The sequence below is a fragment of the Rhizobium sp. L51/94 genome, from assembly GCF_019355555.1.
Classification (GTDB): domain Bacteria; phylum Pseudomonadota; class Alphaproteobacteria; order Rhizobiales; family Rhizobiaceae; genus Rhizobium; species Rhizobium rhododendri.
Genome location: NZ_CP072141.1, coordinates 197,889 through 214,239 on the forward strand (window position 1 = coordinate 197,889; position 16,351 = coordinate 214,239).

16 protein-coding genes are annotated in these 16,351 nt (G+C 60.4%); 15 read left to right on the forward strand and 1 reads right to left on the reverse strand.

Annotation, left to right across the window (positions count from 1 at the left end; translation table 11 throughout):
* Window positions 1-22: 22 nt before the first annotated feature.
* The gene (locus J5274_RS01000; RefSeq protein WP_142831501.1) at window positions 23-1,903 is read left to right on the forward strand and encodes a DNA polymerase III subunit gamma/tau; all 1,881 of its coding nucleotides are present in this window, start codon (window positions 23-25) and stop codon (window positions 1,901-1,903) included.
* 37 nt (window positions 1,904-1,940) lie between these two features.
* Window positions 1,941-2,264 (forward strand): YbaB/EbfC family nucleoid-associated protein, encoded by a 324-nt coding sequence (locus J5274_RS01005; protein ID WP_111220873.1) that lies wholly within the window; start codon window positions 1,941-1,943, stop codon window positions 2,262-2,264.
* 81 nt (window positions 2,265-2,345) lie between these two features.
* Here J5274_RS01005 and J5274_RS01010 read toward each other — a convergent pair whose 3' ends face one another.
* The gene (locus J5274_RS01010; protein WP_142831503.1) at window positions 2,346-2,963 is read right to left on the reverse strand and encodes an MOSC domain-containing protein; all 618 of its coding nucleotides are present in this window, start codon (window positions 2,961-2,963) and stop codon (window positions 2,346-2,348) included.
* A 57-nt stretch (window positions 2,964-3,020) separates the two neighbouring features.
* Here J5274_RS01010 and recR point away from each other — a divergent pair, with 57 nt between their 5' ends.
* The 13 genes from recR (at window position 3,021) to rpsO (ending at window position 16,337) form a co-directional block, all read left to right on the forward strand.
* Window positions 3,021-3,626: a recombination mediator RecR gene (gene recR / locus J5274_RS01015; protein ID WP_111220871.1), complete on the forward strand. Its 606-nt coding sequence runs from the start codon at window positions 3,021-3,023 to the stop codon at window positions 3,624-3,626.
* Between the two features lie 179 nt (window positions 3,627-3,805).
* Window positions 3,806-5,050 (forward strand): lytic murein transglycosylase, encoded by a 1,245-nt coding sequence (locus J5274_RS01020; RefSeq protein WP_142831504.1) that lies wholly within the window; start codon window positions 3,806-3,808, stop codon window positions 5,048-5,050.
* A 148-nt stretch (window positions 5,051-5,198) separates the two neighbouring features.
* Entirely contained in the window at window positions 5,199-5,816 is a 618-nt protein-coding gene (gene rimP, locus J5274_RS01025) for a ribosome maturation factor RimP (protein ID WP_143123263.1), read from the forward strand.
* Window positions 5,817-5,861: 45 nt separating this feature from the next.
* Entirely contained in the window at window positions 5,862-7,484 is a 1,623-nt protein-coding gene (gene nusA / locus J5274_RS01030) for a transcription termination factor NusA (protein ID WP_142831506.1), read from the forward strand.
* Window positions 7,481-8,173 (forward strand): RNA-binding protein, encoded by a 693-nt coding sequence (locus J5274_RS01035; protein ID WP_142831507.1) that lies wholly within the window; start codon window positions 7,481-7,483, stop codon window positions 8,171-8,173. The genes nusA and J5274_RS01035 overlap by 4 nt, the downstream gene beginning before the upstream one ends.
* A gap of 100 nt (window positions 8,174-8,273) precedes the next feature.
* Entirely contained in the window at window positions 8,274-11,012 is a 2,739-nt protein-coding gene (infB, locus tag J5274_RS01040) for a translation initiation factor IF-2 (RefSeq protein ID WP_142831508.1), read from the forward strand.
* A gap of 83 nt (window positions 11,013-11,095) precedes the next feature.
* Window positions 11,096-11,737 carry a YcxB family protein gene (locus J5274_RS01045; protein WP_142831509.1) on the forward strand — a complete coding sequence of 214 codons (642 nt, stop codon included), beginning with the start codon at window positions 11,096-11,098 and terminating at the stop codon, window positions 11,735-11,737.
* A gap of 69 nt (window positions 11,738-11,806) precedes the next feature.
* Entirely contained in the window at window positions 11,807-12,217 is a 411-nt protein-coding gene (gene rbfA, locus J5274_RS01050) for a 30S ribosome-binding factor RbfA (protein WP_142831510.1), read from the forward strand.
* A gap of 9 nt (window positions 12,218-12,226) precedes the next feature.
* Window positions 12,227-13,159 (forward strand): tRNA pseudouridine(55) synthase TruB, encoded by a 933-nt coding sequence (gene truB, locus J5274_RS01055; RefSeq protein WP_142831511.1) that lies wholly within the window; start codon window positions 12,227-12,229, stop codon window positions 13,157-13,159.
* 145 nt (window positions 13,160-13,304) lie between these two features.
* A complete protein-coding gene (locus J5274_RS01060) occupies window positions 13,305-14,015 on the forward strand; it encodes an HNH endonuclease (RefSeq protein WP_219274726.1) in 711 nt (236 codons plus the stop codon).
* Window positions 14,016-14,051: 36 nt separating this feature from the next.
* The gene (locus J5274_RS01065) at window positions 14,052-15,143 is read left to right on the forward strand and encodes an IS5 family transposase (RefSeq protein ID WP_219274727.1); all 1,092 of its coding nucleotides are present in this window, start codon (window positions 14,052-14,054) and stop codon (window positions 15,141-15,143) included.
* 24 nt (window positions 15,144-15,167) lie between these two features.
* Entirely contained in the window at window positions 15,168-15,809 is a 642-nt protein-coding gene (locus J5274_RS01070) for a hypothetical protein (RefSeq protein WP_219274728.1), read from the forward strand.
* Window positions 15,810-16,067: 258 nt separating this feature from the next.
* Window positions 16,068-16,337, forward strand: a complete 270-nt coding sequence (gene rpsO / locus J5274_RS01075; protein WP_142831513.1) for a 30S ribosomal protein S15 — start codon at window positions 16,068-16,070, stop codon at window positions 16,335-16,337.
* Window positions 16,338-16,351: the final 14 nt, after the last annotated feature.

Below are 16,351 nucleotides of genomic sequence, written 5' to 3' on the forward strand. Positions count from 1 at the left end.
TTGCCCGGCGACAAGCAGGGCGATGAGCGAAATCGAGCGACCAGCAAATTCAGCCGCGTCGACCGGCACCGGCTACAGGGTGCTGGCCCGCAAATATCGCCCCAAGGATTTTTCGGACCTGATGGTCGGCCAGGAGCCGATGGTCCGCACCCTGACCAATGCTTTCGAGACCGGCCGTATCGCCCAGGCCTACATGCTGACCGGCGTGCGCGGCGTCGGAAAGACGACGACCGCCCGCATCCTGGCCCGTGCCTTGAACTACAAGACCGCCGAAATCGACACGCCCACCATCGACCTGCGCATGCTCGGCGAGAACTGCCAGGCAATCATGGACGGCCGCCACGTCGATGTCATCGAGATGGACGCCGCCTCGCACACCGGCATCGACGACATCCGGGAAATCATCGAGCAAGTTCGCTATCGCCCGGTGTCGGCACGCTATAAAGTCTACATCATCGACGAAGTGCACATGCTGTCGACTGCCGCCTTCAACGGCCTGTTGAAGACGCTGGAAGAGCCGCCCGAGCATGTCAAATTCATCTTCGCGACGACGGAAATCCGCAAGGTGCCGATCACGGTGCTGTCGCGCTGCCAGCGCTTCGACCTGCGCCGCATCAGCGCCTCCGATCTCGTTGGCCTGTTCTCCACCATAGCTGCCAAGGAAGGCATCGAAGCCGAGGCTGAGGCCCTGGCGATGATCGCCCGCGCCGCCGAAGGCTCCGCCCGCGACGGCCTGTCGCTGCTCGACCAGGCAATCGCCCATGGCGGTGGCTCGGTGCAGGCCGATACCGTGCGCTCGATGCTCGGCCTTGCCGACCGCGCCCGTATCGTCGACCTGTTCCAGCATATCGTCAAAGGCGACGTTGCCGCTGCCCTTGCCGAATTCAACGGCCAGTACGAGGCCGGCGCCAACCCCGTGGTCGTGCTCACCGATCTTGCCGATTTCACGCATCTGGTGACACGCCTGAAATATGTGCCCGACTCGGCCAACGACCCCTCGCTGAGCGAGATCGAACGGGTCAGCGGCCTCGAATTTTCCCGGACGCTCGCAGTCACCACACTGTCGCGCATCTGGCAAATGTTGCTGAAGGGCATTCCGGAGACAGAAAACTCCTCGCGCACGGCGGGTGCCGCCGAAATGGTGCTGATCCGCCTCGCCCACGCCGCCCACCTGCCCTCGCCGGAGGATGCCGCAAGGCGCCTGGCCGAGATCGGCAGCGACAGCAGCGGCAGTCCGCGTCCCACCCCATCGGGAAACGGTAACGGCAACGGCGCTGGCGCTTCCGTTGCCTACCAGCCAGCCACATCCAGAAACGCCCCCGAGGCGGCCCCGCGCGCAAACAGCGGAGCAGCCACGATGCTGCGCGCCGTCCCAGATGCGGCACCGCAGCCTGTTGCCACCGGCCGCACCGAGGCAAAGCCCGTCGAGGCTCCGAAGCCCAGCGTCGCCATCCGGTCGATCGGCGATATTGCCGACCTCTGCGGCGTCAAGCGCGATCCACGGCTGAAGGCCATGGTGCGCACGTTCCTGCGGCCGGTGAAGCTCGAGCCCGGCCATCTCGATGTCAGCCTCGCGCCCGGCGCTCCCGGCACGTTGCTCAATGAGCTGGCCCTGAAGCTCAAGGAATGGACCGGCATCCACTGGATCGTCAGCCTCAGCCGCGATGGCGGAGCGCCGAGCGAGACAGAGGCGGAGACCAAGGCGCAAGCACAGCGCATGGTCGATGCCAGCCAGGACCCGGACGTTGCCGCGATCCTCTTGCAGTTTCCTGGCGCCAAGATCATCGACGTGCGCGTCCGCGCCGATCCGGATGACGATGCAGGCGATGAACCGCTCGCCGCGCCAGCCGTTGCCGAATCCGACGAAGGCGATATCCTGCCGGGCGATGACATAGAATTCTGATCGAACACCAAAAGACAGCAGAGAAGGAACGAAGGCGATGCGCGACATCATGGGAATGATGGGCAAGGTCAAGGAAATGCAGTCCAAGATGGAAAAGATGCAGGCAGAAATGTCTGACATCCATGCAGAAGGCAAGTCGGGCGGCGGTCTCGTCACCGTCACCCTGAACGGCAAGGGCGAGATGATCTCGCTGAAGATCGACCCGTCTCTGTTCAAGGAAGACGATGTCGAAATCCTCGAAGACCTCGTCGTCGCAGCCCACACCGATGCCAAGGGCAAGGCCGAAGCCATCGTCGCCGAAAAGACCAGGGAACTGACCGCCGGCCTGCCGATCCCTCCCGGCTTCAAGATGCCTTTCTGAGACCTGAGATCGATCGCAGCCTGGATCTCACCGGAGGACGGTCGCGCCATGCGCGGCCGTCGAGCGTTTCGACGGCGAGCCTCAGGCCTGCGCTTCGATCTTCTCGCGAAACTGCTTGTGCAGCGGCGTCGACAGATAGCGCTCCCGGTCCTTGGGCGACAGCTTGCGGCCGAATGTCTTCATCATCTCCGGCATCGTCACCCGCTCGCCTTCGAACGGCCGGTATTCGACACCGGTACCGGAAGACAGCGACGCCGGCTTCAGTACGCGGCAGTAGATGCCCGGCAGACCGGCATTCATGTAGCGCTTGACGAACTTCGGGTCGCCCATCTTGGCCGCGAAGGTGGCGCAGGGGATGCGCGGCGATGTCACCTCGAGCACGAGATCGCCCGCCACGAACCGGTCGCCAACGGCAACACTGGCATTGTCGAGCCCGTCGATGACCACATTCTCGCCGAACAGGCCGGGCGGAACCGGTTGCCCAAGTTCGCGTGCCCACCAGTCGAGCGTCAGCGAGCCCTCGACGTATACCGCCTGGCAGGGACCTCCATGATGCTTGCGATTGCAGACGGCGTCGCCGATCAGTCCGTTTTCATCGATCATGACCGCGCCGGAAACCGGATGCTTGTTGATGCCGGTCTTGTAGCTCTTGCCGGGCAGTTTTTCGGCATTGCCGGTGCAGACGGCGAGAATTTTCATGGGATGCTGTCTCCTGACGCGATTCCGTTTCTCTAGCATATGGTCTAAGAACGCCCCATGGCAAAACGAGTCACCGGTCCCGAAATTGAAAAACTGATCCAGTTGCTGGCCAAGGTGCCCGGCCTCGGGCCGCGTTCAGCGCGCCGCGCGGCGCTGCATCTGATCAAGAAAAAAGACCAGTTGCTCGGCCCCCTCTCGGTGGCCATGGGCGAGGCCCACGACAAGGTCAAGATCTGCTCGCACTGCGGCAACGTCGACACCGTCGACCCCTGCACGGTGTGCACAGACGACCGCCGGGACCAGGCCGTCATCATCGTCGTCGAGGATGTCGCCGACCTCTGGGCGCTGGAGCGGGCAGCAGCGATGAACACCGCATACCACGTACTCGGCGGCACGCTGTCGCCGCTCGACGGCGTCGGACCGGACGACCTCAACATCCGTGGCCTTGTCGCACGCGTCGCCGAAGGCGGCATCCGCGAGATCATCATTGCGGTCAACGCCACCGTCGAGGGCCAGACGACGGCACACTACATTACCGACCAACTCGCCGGCCTCGACGTCAGGATCACCCGTTTGGCCCACGGCGTCCCCGTTGGCGGCGAACTGGATTATCTCGACGAAGGCACCCTGACGGCGGCATTGAGGGCGAGGACGCTGATATGAACGAGAGATCGACGATGCGGATGATGGATATGACATCGCCCCCCTCCACCCTCCCTCATTCCTGTGCTCGTCACAGGAATCCAGCCATGGCGCGTCTGCGCCATGAGAAAACTCTGCGTCATGGAAAGTGTTTCTCGCCCAAGGACTTGGGCGACTGGATTCCTGTGACGAGCACAGGAATGAGGGAAATCGGGTCCCTCATCATTCTCGTCCTCCTCACACTCCTCCCGCTACCCGCCTTGGCAGCGCCCTCGAAGGCCGATGTCGAAGCGCAGTTCCAGGCCTGGGTCAAAACCGAGATCTATCCGGAAGCGCGCAAGGCCGGCGTCTCGGAAAAGACGCTGAACGCCGCCTTTGCCGGTGTCCAGTTGAACTGGAACCTGCCCGATCTTGCGCCGCCCGGCTTCCCGCCGGTGAAGCAGCGGCCGCAGAGCCAGGCAGAATTCTCGTCACCGGCACCCTATTTCAATAATGACCGGCTGCAACGATTGGCCGTCACCGGTCGCGGCTTCGCCTCGCAGTATTCTTCGACGCTGAAGCGGATCGAGAAAACCTATGGCGTGCCCGGCTCGATCGTGCTTGCCATCTGGGGCCGCGAGACCGGCTTCGGCGCCGCTACCATGAAGAACTCGGCGATTGCCATCCTTGCGACCGACGCCTTCATGTCGACCCGCAAGGAGATGTTCCGCACCGAGCTGATCACTGCCCTCGGCATTCTCGAGCATGGCGACATCGGCCCAGACCAGTTCAAGGGCTCCTATGCCGGTGCGCTCGGACAGCCGCAGTTCATGCCGTCGAGCTATCTGAAATATGCAGTCGATTTCGACGGCGACGGTCATCGCAACATCTGGACGTCAGTGCCGGACACTCTGGCATCGATTGCCAACTACCTGGTCCAGAAGGGCTGGCAGCGCGGCCGTGGCTGGGGTTACGAGGCGACGATACCGGCCGCTGTTTCCTGCGCCCAGGAAGGCCCGGATCTCGCCAAGCCGATTGGAAAATGGGCGGCGGACGGCATCACGCGCGTCAATGGCAGCGGCTTTCCGGCCAGTGAATTGAAAGCATCCGGCATGATGCTGGTGCCGGCCGGCCGCGACGGCCCGGCCTTTATCGTCACGCCCAATTTCTATGTCATAAAAGAGTATAACAACTCTGATCTCTATGCGCTCTATATCGGCAATCTCGCCGACCGCATCGCCGACAATACCGGCGCCTTCAAGGGACCATGGGGCGATGTCGGCAAGATGTTGCGCTCGGATGTCGCCGCAATGCAGAAGGCGCTGCAGCACAAGGGCTACGATGTCGGCGGTACGGACGGCTTGCCGGGCTATAAGACACGGCGCTCGATCGGCCAGTGGCAGGCAAAGAACGGCGAGCGGCCCACCTGCTACCCGGAGGCAAGAATGATGGGTGTGCTTAAATAGTCGCTGGCGATTGCAGACCTTGCAATTTGGTAAAAACCTGGCTATATCGCATTCAAATTCTTGATCGTCTGATGAAGGGTGGGCCGCGAGGACCCGCTCTTTTTTATTAGCTCGAGCATGGAATGCCAAATTTTCCAGGAGCGCATGCTTGTCGGACCTGACACACGCCGAAGACCCCAACGAACCCCGCCTGATCGTCGAAACCGGTCTGGACCAGCGCGTCGCCGCCATCATCGAACCGGTGATTGTTGACCTCGGCTACCGCCTCGTGCGCGTCCGGCTGATGAACCAGAACGGCGCGACGCTGCAGATCATGGCCGAGCGTCCTGACGGCACCATGACCGTCCAGGATTGCGAGGCGGTATCGCAAGCCGTTTCACCGGCTTTGGATGTGGATGATCCGATCGATAAGGCGTATCATCTCGAAGTGTCGTCGCCGGGCATCGATCGCCCGATGGTGCGCAAGTCGGATTTCAGTCGCTGGCAGGGCAACCTCGTCAAGTGCGAGACCTCGATCCTGGTCGATAACCGCAAGCGTTTCCGCGGCAAGATCATCGCCGTGGATGCCGATGGATTTACCATCGAACGTGACCAGCCGGCCTACGGCGAAGATCCGAAGGTCGTTATTCCGTTCACGACGCTAGCCGAAGCGAAGCTTATTCTGACTGACGATCTCATTCGTGACGCGCTGAAGGCCGACAAGCTGGCCAAGGCAGCGAACCAGAACGAACAAGAAGAAGACGAAGATACTTCACCGATAGACTAACCGCCCACGGGACGGGAACCCGGGCAGGAAGACGGAGAAATTAAAATGGCAGTCAGTGCGAACCGCCTGGAACTTCTGCAGATCGCAGACGCCGTGGCGCGCGAAAAGGTCATCGATCGCGAGATCGTTCTTGCCGCAATGGCAGACGCGATCCAGAAGGCTGCGCGCTCCCGTTACGGTTCGGAATCGAACATCCGCGCGGACATCAACCCGAAGACCGGTGAAATCCGTCTGCAGCGTCTGCTCGAAGTGGTCGAAGTAGCGGAAGACTATGCGATCCAGATTCCGTTGGAACTGGCCCGCGACCGCAACCCCGACGCTGCCCTTGGCGACTTCATCGCCGATCCGCTGCCACCGATGGATTTCGGCCGCATCGCCGCCCAGTCTGCCAAGCAGGTCATCGTCCAGAAGGTCCGCGAAGCCGAGCGTGATCGTCAGTACGACGAGTTCAAGGAACGCGTCGGCGAAATCATCAACGGCACCGTCAAGCGCGTCGAATACGGCAACGTCATCGTCGACCTCGGTCGTGGCGAAGGCATCATCCGTCGCGACGAGATGATTCCGCGCGAAAACTTCCGCTACGGCGACCGCGTCCGCGCCTTTGTCTACGACGTCCGCCGCGAACAGCGCGGTCCGCAGATCTTCCTGTCGCGTACCCATCCGCAGTTCATGGTGAAGCTCTTCACCATGGAAGTGCCTGAAATCTACGACGGCATCATCCAGGTGAAGTCGGTTGCCCGCGACCCGGGCTCGCGCGCCAAGATCGCCGTCATCTCGAACGATTCGTCGATCGATCCTGTCGGCGCCTGCGTCGGTATGCGCGGTTCGCGCGTCCAGGCTGTTGTCGCCGAACTGCAGGGCGAGAAGATCGACATCATTCCGTGGAGCCAGGAGCCGGCGACTTTCGTCGTCAACGCCCTACAGCCTGCAGAAGTCACCAAGGTCGTGCTCGACGAAGATGCAGAGCGCATCGAAGTCGTCGTGCCGGACGAACAGCTGTCGCTGGCCATCGGCCGTCGCGGCCAGAACGTCCGCCTCGCTTCGCAGCTGACCGGCTGGGACATCGACATCATGACGGAAGCCGAGGAATCGGAACGCCGCCAGAAGGAATTCAACGAACGCACCACCCTGTTCATGGATGCGCTCGACGTCGACGAGATGGTCGGCCAGGTCCTTGCCTCCGAAGGCTTTGCCCAGGTCGAGGAACTCGCATTCGTCGATCTCGAGGAAATTGCCTCGATCGACGGTTTCGACGAGGAAACCGCCCAGGAAATCCAGCAGCGTGCACGCGAATTCATCGAGCGTAACGAAGCCGAGATGGACGAGAAGCGTAAGGCGCTCGGCGTTGCCGACGAATTGCTGCAGATCAACGGCATGACCGCCCAGATGATGGTGGCGCTCGGCGAAGACGGCATCAAGACGCTGGAAGACTTTGCGGGCTGCGCCTCCGACGACCTGATCGGTTGGACCGAACGCAAGAACGGCGAGACCAAGAAGTTCGAGGGCCTGTTCTCCAAGCTGGAGGTTTCGCGCGTCGAGGCCGAACAGATGGTCATCCAGGCACGTCTGGCCGTCGGCTGGATCACCGAAGACGAAGCAACTGTGCAGCTTGCAGAGGTGGCGGAAGCCGAACCTGAGGCTGAGCCCGATGCCGAGCAGGGAGCATGACCGCGGCACTCCAACAGGATGTTGCGCTTGACGACGACGATGTACCGACCGAGGAAAAAAACGGTCGCATGTGCATCGTCACCCGCGAGAGCGGTGATTTGGACGACCTGATCCGGTTCGTCGCCGCGCCAGACGGCACGGTGGTACCGGATCTGAAACGGCAATTGCCGGGACGCGGATGCTGGGTCAAGCTCGACCGGGCAACAGTCGACAAGGCGGTGGCAAAGAAGCTTTTTGCCCGCGCCCTGAAGGCGGATGTGAAGGCCGCCGAGGATCTCGGCGAAACTGTCGAGCGGCTGCTGAAGATGCAGCTTGCCGGCATGATGCATATGGCCCGCAAGGCGAGCCAGTTTATCAATGGCTCGTCGAAGGTCGACGGGGCAATCAGATCAGGCGGCGCAATTGCCGTCTACCACGCCGCGGACGCAGCCGATGACGGCGTCCGGAAAATCGACCAGGCCCGCAAGGCCTGGCATCTCGGAATGGAAACCGAGCAGGAAATACCATCTTCCCGTCCGTTCACGACGGCGGAAATGGACGAACTGATGGGCCAGAACGCTTTTATCCACGCCTGCGCGCTTGCAGGGCAGGCGGGTGAAGGTGTAGTGAAACGCGCAAACCTGCTCGAACGGTACCGCAACGGCGGTCAGTCCCGGGCAACGGGCGCCGCTGGCCAGCTAAAACAATGACGCGGACATCGGTGAACGCCGGACGCATCGTTAAGGTACATCGAATTAAAGACAGGGTCTGATGGTAGTCATCCGCCCTGTTTGAAGGAACAGGACCGGAATGACTGACAACAACGACGAAAAGACGCTGAGCGCATCGGGTAAGAAGACCCTCACACTGAAACCTTCAGGCGTGAACCAGGGCACCGTGCGTCAGGATATGGGTCGGGGTCGCACCAAAGCGGTCGTGGTCGAGACTCGCAAGCGCCGCCCTCTACGCCCGGAAGACGACAAGCAGGTGATCACGCCGGTCACGGCCCCAGCGCCTGCCGCTGCTGCACGCGTCGAGGCTGCACCGCAGCCTGCGGCCCGTCCGGCTCAGCCGCAGATCCAGACCCGCGTCAACCAGCCGAGCGGCATTGCTCCGCGTGCCCAGCCGGCAGCGCCGGCCTACCAGGCGCGTCCGCAGCAGGATCGCCCGTCGCGCCCGGTCGTGCTCAACCACCTTTCGCCAGACGAGATGGATGCCCGCCGCCGCGCGCTTGCCGATGCGCAGGCCCGTGACGCTGCAGACGCCATCCGCCGCGCCGAGGAAGACGCCCGCCGCAAGATCGAAGACGAAAAGCGTCGCATCGAGGAAGAGGCTGAAGCCGTTCGCCGCGCTGCAGATCTCGCTGCACGCGGTCCGGAAATCGCAGCTGCCGAAGCCGCCGCAGAAGCAGCGGCCGAGGAAGCAGCCCGTATCGAGGCTGCAAAGCCTCAGCCGGTCGCAGCTCCGCTCGTTCGCCGTGCAGATGCCGGCGCTCCGGCCGCACGCCCCGCCGTTGGCGACGTTGCCGGCCGCCGCAAGCCTCTTGGCGAGGAAGAAGAAAACCGTGGACCGCCGCGCACTGCCGTCATTCGCGGCAAGGTCGTTCGCGTCGAGCCGCCGAAGACACCGGCTCGTCCGAAGACCGAAGAAGAGCGCCGCCGTGGCAAGCTGACCGTCACGACAGCCAATGTCGACGACGACGGCACGGGTCGCGGTCGTTCGCTTTCGGCCATGCGTCGCCGCCAGGAGAAATTCCGCCGCGGCCAGATGCAGGAGACCCGTGAAAAGGTCCTGCGCGAAGTCATCCTGCCGGAAACCATCACAATCCAGGAACTCGCACAGCGTATGTCCGAGCGCGCCGTCGATGTTATCAAGTTCCTGATGAAGGAAGGCCAGATGATGAAGCCGGGCGACGTCATCGACGCCGATCTGGCTGAACTGATTGCGGTCGAATTCGGCCATACGGTCAAGCGCGTATCGGAATCCGACGTCGAACTGGGCCTGTTCAATGGCTCGCAGGAAGACGAAGAGCTGGTCTCGCGTCCTCCGGTTGTCACCATCATGGGCCACGTCGACCACGGCAAGACCTCGCTGCTCGATGCCATCCGCAAGACCAGCGTCGTCTCCGGCGAAGCTGGCGGCATCACCCAGCATATCGGTGCCTATCAGGTCGAGCAGAACGGCCAGAAGATCACCTTCATCGACACCCCGGGCCACGCCGCGTTCACCGCCATGCGTGCCCGTGGTGCGCAGGCTACCGACATCGCCATCCTTGTGGTCGCGGCCGACGACAGCGTCATGCCGCAGACGATCGAATCCATCGCCCATGCAAAGGCTGCCGGCGTGCCGATCATCGTCGCCATCAACAAGGTCGACAAGCACGAAGCCGATCCGCAGAAGGTCCGTAACCAGCTGCTGCAGCATGATGTGTTCGTGGAAACCATGGGCGGTGAAGTGCTGGACGTCGAAGTCTCGGCCAAGACCGGCCTGAATCTCGACAAGCTGCTCGAAGCCGTGCTGCTGCAGTCGGAAATTCTCGACCTCAAGTCCAACCCGTCGCGTCCTGCCGAAGGTACGGTCATCGAAGCCCAGCTCGACCGCGGTCGTGGCCCGGTTGCGACTGTTCTCGTCCAGAAGGGCACGCTGCGTCCCGGCCAGATCATCGTTGCCGGCGATCAGTGGGGCCGCGTTCGCGCGCTGGTCAACGACAAGGGCGAGCAGGTCAAGGAAGCCGGTCCCGCCACGCCGGTCGAGGTTCTCGGCCTCTCCGGTACGCCGTCTGCCGGTGATCGCTTCGCGATCGTCGATAGCGAAAGCCGGGCCCGCGAGATTTCCGAATATCGCCAGCGCCTCACCCGCGACAAGGCCGCTGCCCGTCAGTCCGGTCAGCGCGGCTCGCTGGAACAGATGATGACGTTGCTTCAGAACAACGTTCTCAAGGAATTCCCGCTGGTCATCAAGGGCGACGTGCAGGGCTCGATCGAAGCCATCAACGGCGCGCTCGACAAGCTCGGCACCGACGAAGTGCGTGCTCGCATCGTCCATTCGGGCGCCGGTGCCATCACCGAATCGGATGTCTCGCTGGCGGAAGCCTCGGGCGCCGCGATCATCGGCTTCAACGTCCGCGCCAATGCACAGGCCCGTGCGTTCGCCGAACGCGAAGGCATCGAGATCCGCTACTACAGCATCATCTACGATCTCGTCGACGACGTGAAGCAGGCGATGTCCGGTCTTCTTTCGCCGGAACGCCGCGAAACCTTCATCGGCAACGCCGAGATCCTCGAAGTCTTCAACATCACGAAGACAGGCAAAGTGGCCGGTTGCCGCGTTACCGAAGGCAAGGTCGAGCGTGGAGCAGGCGTCCGCCTTATCCGCGACAACGTCGTTGTCCACGAAGGCAAGCTCAAGACACTCAAGCGCTTCAAGGACGAAGTCTCCGACGTGCCGATGGGCCAGGAGTGCGGCATGGCCTTCGAGAACTACGAAGACATGCGTGCCGGCGACGTCATCGAATGCTTCCGCGTCGAACACATCACGCGTACGCTCTGATCGCTCGCGCATTATTGCCAAGATATCCAAACCGCCGGTGCAAACCGGCGGTTTTTTGTTGAATTCGGCCGACGAACAGTCGAATGCTGCGCGACGTTATCCTCAAGGCTTCTCATATGCTTACATCACCGCTGTCGCAGGACGACCGTTTCAGCCTGTCCTACATCCGCCAGCCCGGTGAGGAAGCCCATGTCATCAGCGAGGCCATCGGGCGGTTCGGCCATCCACTGACCCCGCGCGCCAGCATCAACGGCTGGTACCTTATGGTCGGCGTCCTCGGTGGGGCAGCGCTCAGCCTTTTTCTCAATATCTACCGCAGCCTCATCCTGCTTCCCTCGTTCGGGCCGACGCCGCTGATCGATGTGTTCAACCTGATGCTCATCTGCTCGGTCCCCTGCCTTGCCGTCTGCGTGCTGATGATGCTTTCGCTCCGGCGCGAGGCCTACCTTCAGCGGAGCGCAAGAGCGAGCCGCATCCTTCCGGATGCCACCGTGATGGTCAGCGTCTCGCCGGAGGGTATCGCCTGGGAACGGCCCGGCGCCACGACGACCTTGGCCTGGACAATGATTTCCGCCATCGAGGAACGGCATGGCCGTATCGAGTTCGACAGCGAGGCGACGGTCCACTACATCCCGGCCCATGCCTTCCATAACCGGCAGGAACAGGACGCGGTTCTGGCTCGCATTCGCAACCTCTGGCAGCCGCCCGCCCCAGCAAAGCCTTGACCTTTTCAGCATATCAGGGCATGTGAGCCGCTTTATCGCGTCCCTTTGGACGCCGCTGATGGAAACACCATGACCAGACCCACTACCTCCGCGCCCTCGCAGCGCATGCTTCGCGTTGGCGAACAGGTCCGAGGCGCCATAACGCAGGTGCTGCAGCGCGGCGAAGTCCGCGAGCCGGTCCTCGAAAAGACCGTGCTTGCCATCTCGGAAGTGCGCATGTCGCCGGACCTGAAGGTTGCCACCGCTTACGTTTCGCCGCTCGGCGTCGCCGACCACGATACGATCATCGATCTGCTCAACAAGCACGCCAAATATATACGCGGCCGTGTCGGCCCGCTGCTTCGCCAGCTGAAATACATGCCGGAACTCCGCTTCAAGGACGACACTAGCTTTGATAACTACAAGAAGATCGACGATCTCCTGAAGTCGCCGGAAGTCCAGCGCGATCTCGGCCCCGATACCGACGACACCCAATCATAGTAGAGACCGATGTCCAGACCCAGAAAACCAAAGGGCCGCCCGGTTTCCGGCTGGCTTATCCTCGACAAGCCGATCGATTTCGGCTCGACCGAGGCTGTCTCGAAGATCAAATGGCTGTTCAACGCCCAGAAGGCCGGCCACGCCGGTACCTTGGATCCGCTGGCCTCGGGCATGCTGCCGATCGCGCTCGGCGATGCGACCAAGACAGTTCCCTACGTCATGGACGGCCGCAAGATCTATGAATTCACCGTCACATGGGGTGAAGAGCGCGCCACCGACGACCTCGAGGGCGAAGTCACGCAGAGCTCGGACAAACGCCCCTCCGAGGAGGACATACGCGCACTTCTGCCGAACTACACCGGCGTCATCAACCAGATCCCGCCGCAGTTTTCGGCCATCAAGATCGCCGGCGAGCGCGCCTACGATCTCGCTCGCGAAGGCGAAACCGTCGACATCCCGTCCCGCGAAGTCGAGATCTTCCGCCTGACGCTGCTCGCCTGCCCCGATGCCTCCACGGCGCATTTCGAAGTCGAATGCGGCAAGGGCACCTACGTCCGGGCGCTCGCCCGCGACTTCGGCCGCGACCTAGGCTGCTACGGCCACGTCTCCGGCCTGCGCCGCACGTTCGTCGCGCCATTTGGCGAAGAGACCATGGTACCTCTTGCGGAGTTGGTGGCGCTGGAAGCCATCGAGGATATGGAAGAGCGCCTCGCCGCCCTCGACGCGCTGGTCATCGACACCGCAGAAGCCCTGTCGTCCCTCCCGCATCTCGCCATCACCGACGAACAGGCCCACCGCCTCAAGATGGGCAACCCCATCCTCGTCCGCGGTCGCGATGCACCGGTCGCCGAGAGCGAAGCCTATGCCACGGCGCGAGGCAAGCTCATTGCCATCGGCGAGATCGGCGAAGGCGAGTTTCGGCCGAAGCGGGTGTTTGTCTGAGGGCCCCCGTCTTCGCTTTATAAAGCATTTTGTTACTGGTCAGACAAATTCGACTTTATGCACAATGATATAAAATTCATTTGCGCCTCCTGCGTGAACCCTTTCGCGAGTATGCTAGACTGCGCAACTCGTGGAAGGAATTGCGGTGTCCAGATGTTTATATTGCGATAAAGAAAAGACCGATAGCGAGTTTTCGCTCGAACACATTTGGCCCAGCGCGTTGGGAGGAGCTTTACTCCCCCCAATATTTAAGACGAGATCAGTTTGCGTAAAATGCAATAATTCTTGTGGTCTGTTCGTTGACGGTGGCTTCGTTAAAAGTTGGTTCCTTCAGGCAGAAGCATCAATCAACGCTCACGAATTCCTTGATCCCGGCAAGCCATCTCCAGCGCCATTTGTTTATTTTGGTGAAGAACCTGGAATGCATATTTCGGATGACGAGGTTTGCGACCGCTGGGGAGGGTTAGCTGGGGATAGAGTTTACCACTTTCATAAGCGCGATGACGAAAAGTGGTTTGGCATAGTTGGCGGCGACATTATTAAACGTAAGAAGCTAGATCCAGGTAGAGCATATATCGCTTTTGGTTCGGCGAACGAATATTGGTTCACCTGCGCTGCTCTAAGCTTTAGGGCGCAGTTTGAAAAGGCAAAACGATGCGTCCTCAACGGGAAGCCTGCTTCTGATATAGATGCGCGAATAGCGTCGATATTCTTTCCGCAACGTGACCCAAACGATAAACAGCAACTGCTGGATCTGAAAGCCCTTGACGCTTCCTTGCATGGCTGTAGCGCGTCCACAACCGTTTCAATAAAACTGGACACCTCTAAAAACCTCCCCATTTTCCGCGTTTCATGATTCAATCCGGCCAATGTGATTTTCTGGGAGCGGATGATGCGTGGGCAACCGGGCTTTTGGGATTTGGATGATCGTTACGAACGGCTGAGTGCCGTCGGCGATCCGCTGGAAAAGCTCAACAGCATCATTCCATGGGCGGTATTTGAGAAACCTTTAGCGAAGGCGCTGAAGCGGTCCGACGGATCGAAGGGCGGACGCCCACCATTTCCGTCGGTTCTGATGTTTAAAATCCTGGTGCTGCAAGCGCTTTATAATCTCTCCGACGACCAAGCGGAGTTTGTTATCCAGGACCGGCTGTCGTTTATGCGTTTCCTTGGCCTTTCCCTTTCGCAGAAGGTGCCGGATGCCAAGACGATCTGGCTGTTCCGAGAGAGCTTGGTGCGTGCAGGTGCCATTGATAATCTGTTTGCCCGTTTCGACAAGCATCTCTCACGTTCCGGATATCTGGCCAAAGGCGGACAGATCGTTGACGCCACGATCATCCAGGCTCCCAAGCAACATAACAGCCAGGACGAGAAAGACGCGATCAAGGCTGGAGAAATCCCTGAGGACTGGAAGGATAAACCTGCCAGGCTGGCCCAGAAGGACCGCGACGCGCGATGGACAGTGAAGTATTCCAAGGCGAAACGGCCAACGGAGACGCCGACGTCGACGACGACTGGCCAGCACGATATTGCCATTCCGATGTTCGGCTACAAAAACCATGCGGGCATCGACCGAGCCCATGGCTTTATCCGGGGATGGACGGTGACGAGTGCGAGCGCCCATGACGGAGCCCAGCTTCGAAACGTAGTGACCAAAGACAATACCGCGTCGACGGTCTGGGCCGATACGGCCTATCGCTCCAAGACCAACGAGGAATGGTTGCAGGACAATGGCCTGAAGTCCGACATCCATCAGAAAAAGCCAAAGGGCAAACCCATGCCGGAGGCGATGTCGCGCGCCAACGGCCGTCGTTCGAAGGTCCGCTCCGCCATCGAACATGTCTTTGCGCGGCAGAAGGACAAGATGAAGCTCTTCGTGCGCACCATCGGGATCAGCCGAGCGAGGGTGAAGATCGGCATGGCCAACATCGCCTACAATATGCTTCGCTATGTCTGGCTGACTGGAAAACCACGGACCGCATAACGCGCAGCTGGCCGGAAGGCCGAAATGCATGCCGCAGATGCGGCAATCATCACAAAAAATGGGCGATCATCCGCGCGAGTTCATCGCGGAAATGCATCCACGGCACCATCTTGCCAACTGCGACCGGTAAATAGAGGTGTCCAACTTGGTTTCGACACCCGCTTCCTATGCAAAATTGCATTAGGTATCGGATTTAATATTCTAGGCGAGCCTTTTAAAGATCGCGCATACGCCGGTGAACTTCGAAAGGGGCTTTGGTCGAAAACTCCGGACGAACGTAAAGGTCTGCGAATCCAAGGCTCCGGATTTCTGGGCGGCGGGCAATTGACCATCCCAGATGAAGTTAAGCAATTTATGTCCATAAGAGGAACATGGTCACTATGCATATGGCGGCACGACGCAAAGCTTGCAGTACATATTCATTCGCCGCGTCGAAATCATATGAGCATAGTTATTGAAGAAAATTGTGATGGATACGATCAAAGCATAATAAACGAATACAAAGACGGGGTCTTTTACTTCGTTTCCCCTTACAGAAGCATGGTAGTGGGCCCATTGTGCCTTGCCCAAATTCTTGCTCATAAACTTGGAGAGGTGGAGGCGACGGAACTGACAAAAATCGAGCAGCCAATTACCAAGCTTGAAGAACTTCCTCCGAAGCGCTAGAAATTTTGTCTCTAGCTACTCACTTGACCGATGGTCCCTAAAATTCCTCAGCAACGCTCAAGCGAGATCCTTTATACGACGGCACGCCAGAACAGAGACTCTAGGCATAGCCACCCCACACCTCCCCCTCTTCCCTTCCCGCCTCAATTAGTCTATAGGCACCGGCAGCACTGGGCTCGCCCATTTGCTTTCGCGGCCAAAGCTGGACGACATCTCGGCTTTTGGCGACTTCTTCCTCCTCATCGAAAGGACCATCCGATGTCGATTACTGCTGAGCGCAAGGCCGCTCTCATCAAGGAATACGCAACTGTCGAAGGCGACACAGGTTCGCCTGAAGTACAGGTTGCTATCCTGACCGAACGGATCAACAATCTGACCGGCCATTTCAAGGACCACAAGAAGGATAACCATTCCCGCCGTGGTCTGCTGACGATGGTTTCGAGCCGCCGCTCGCTGCTCGACTATCTGAAGAAGAAGGACGCATCCCGCTACAGCAAGCTGATTGCTGCCCTCGGTATCCGTCGGTAACAATTTTGCGGCGG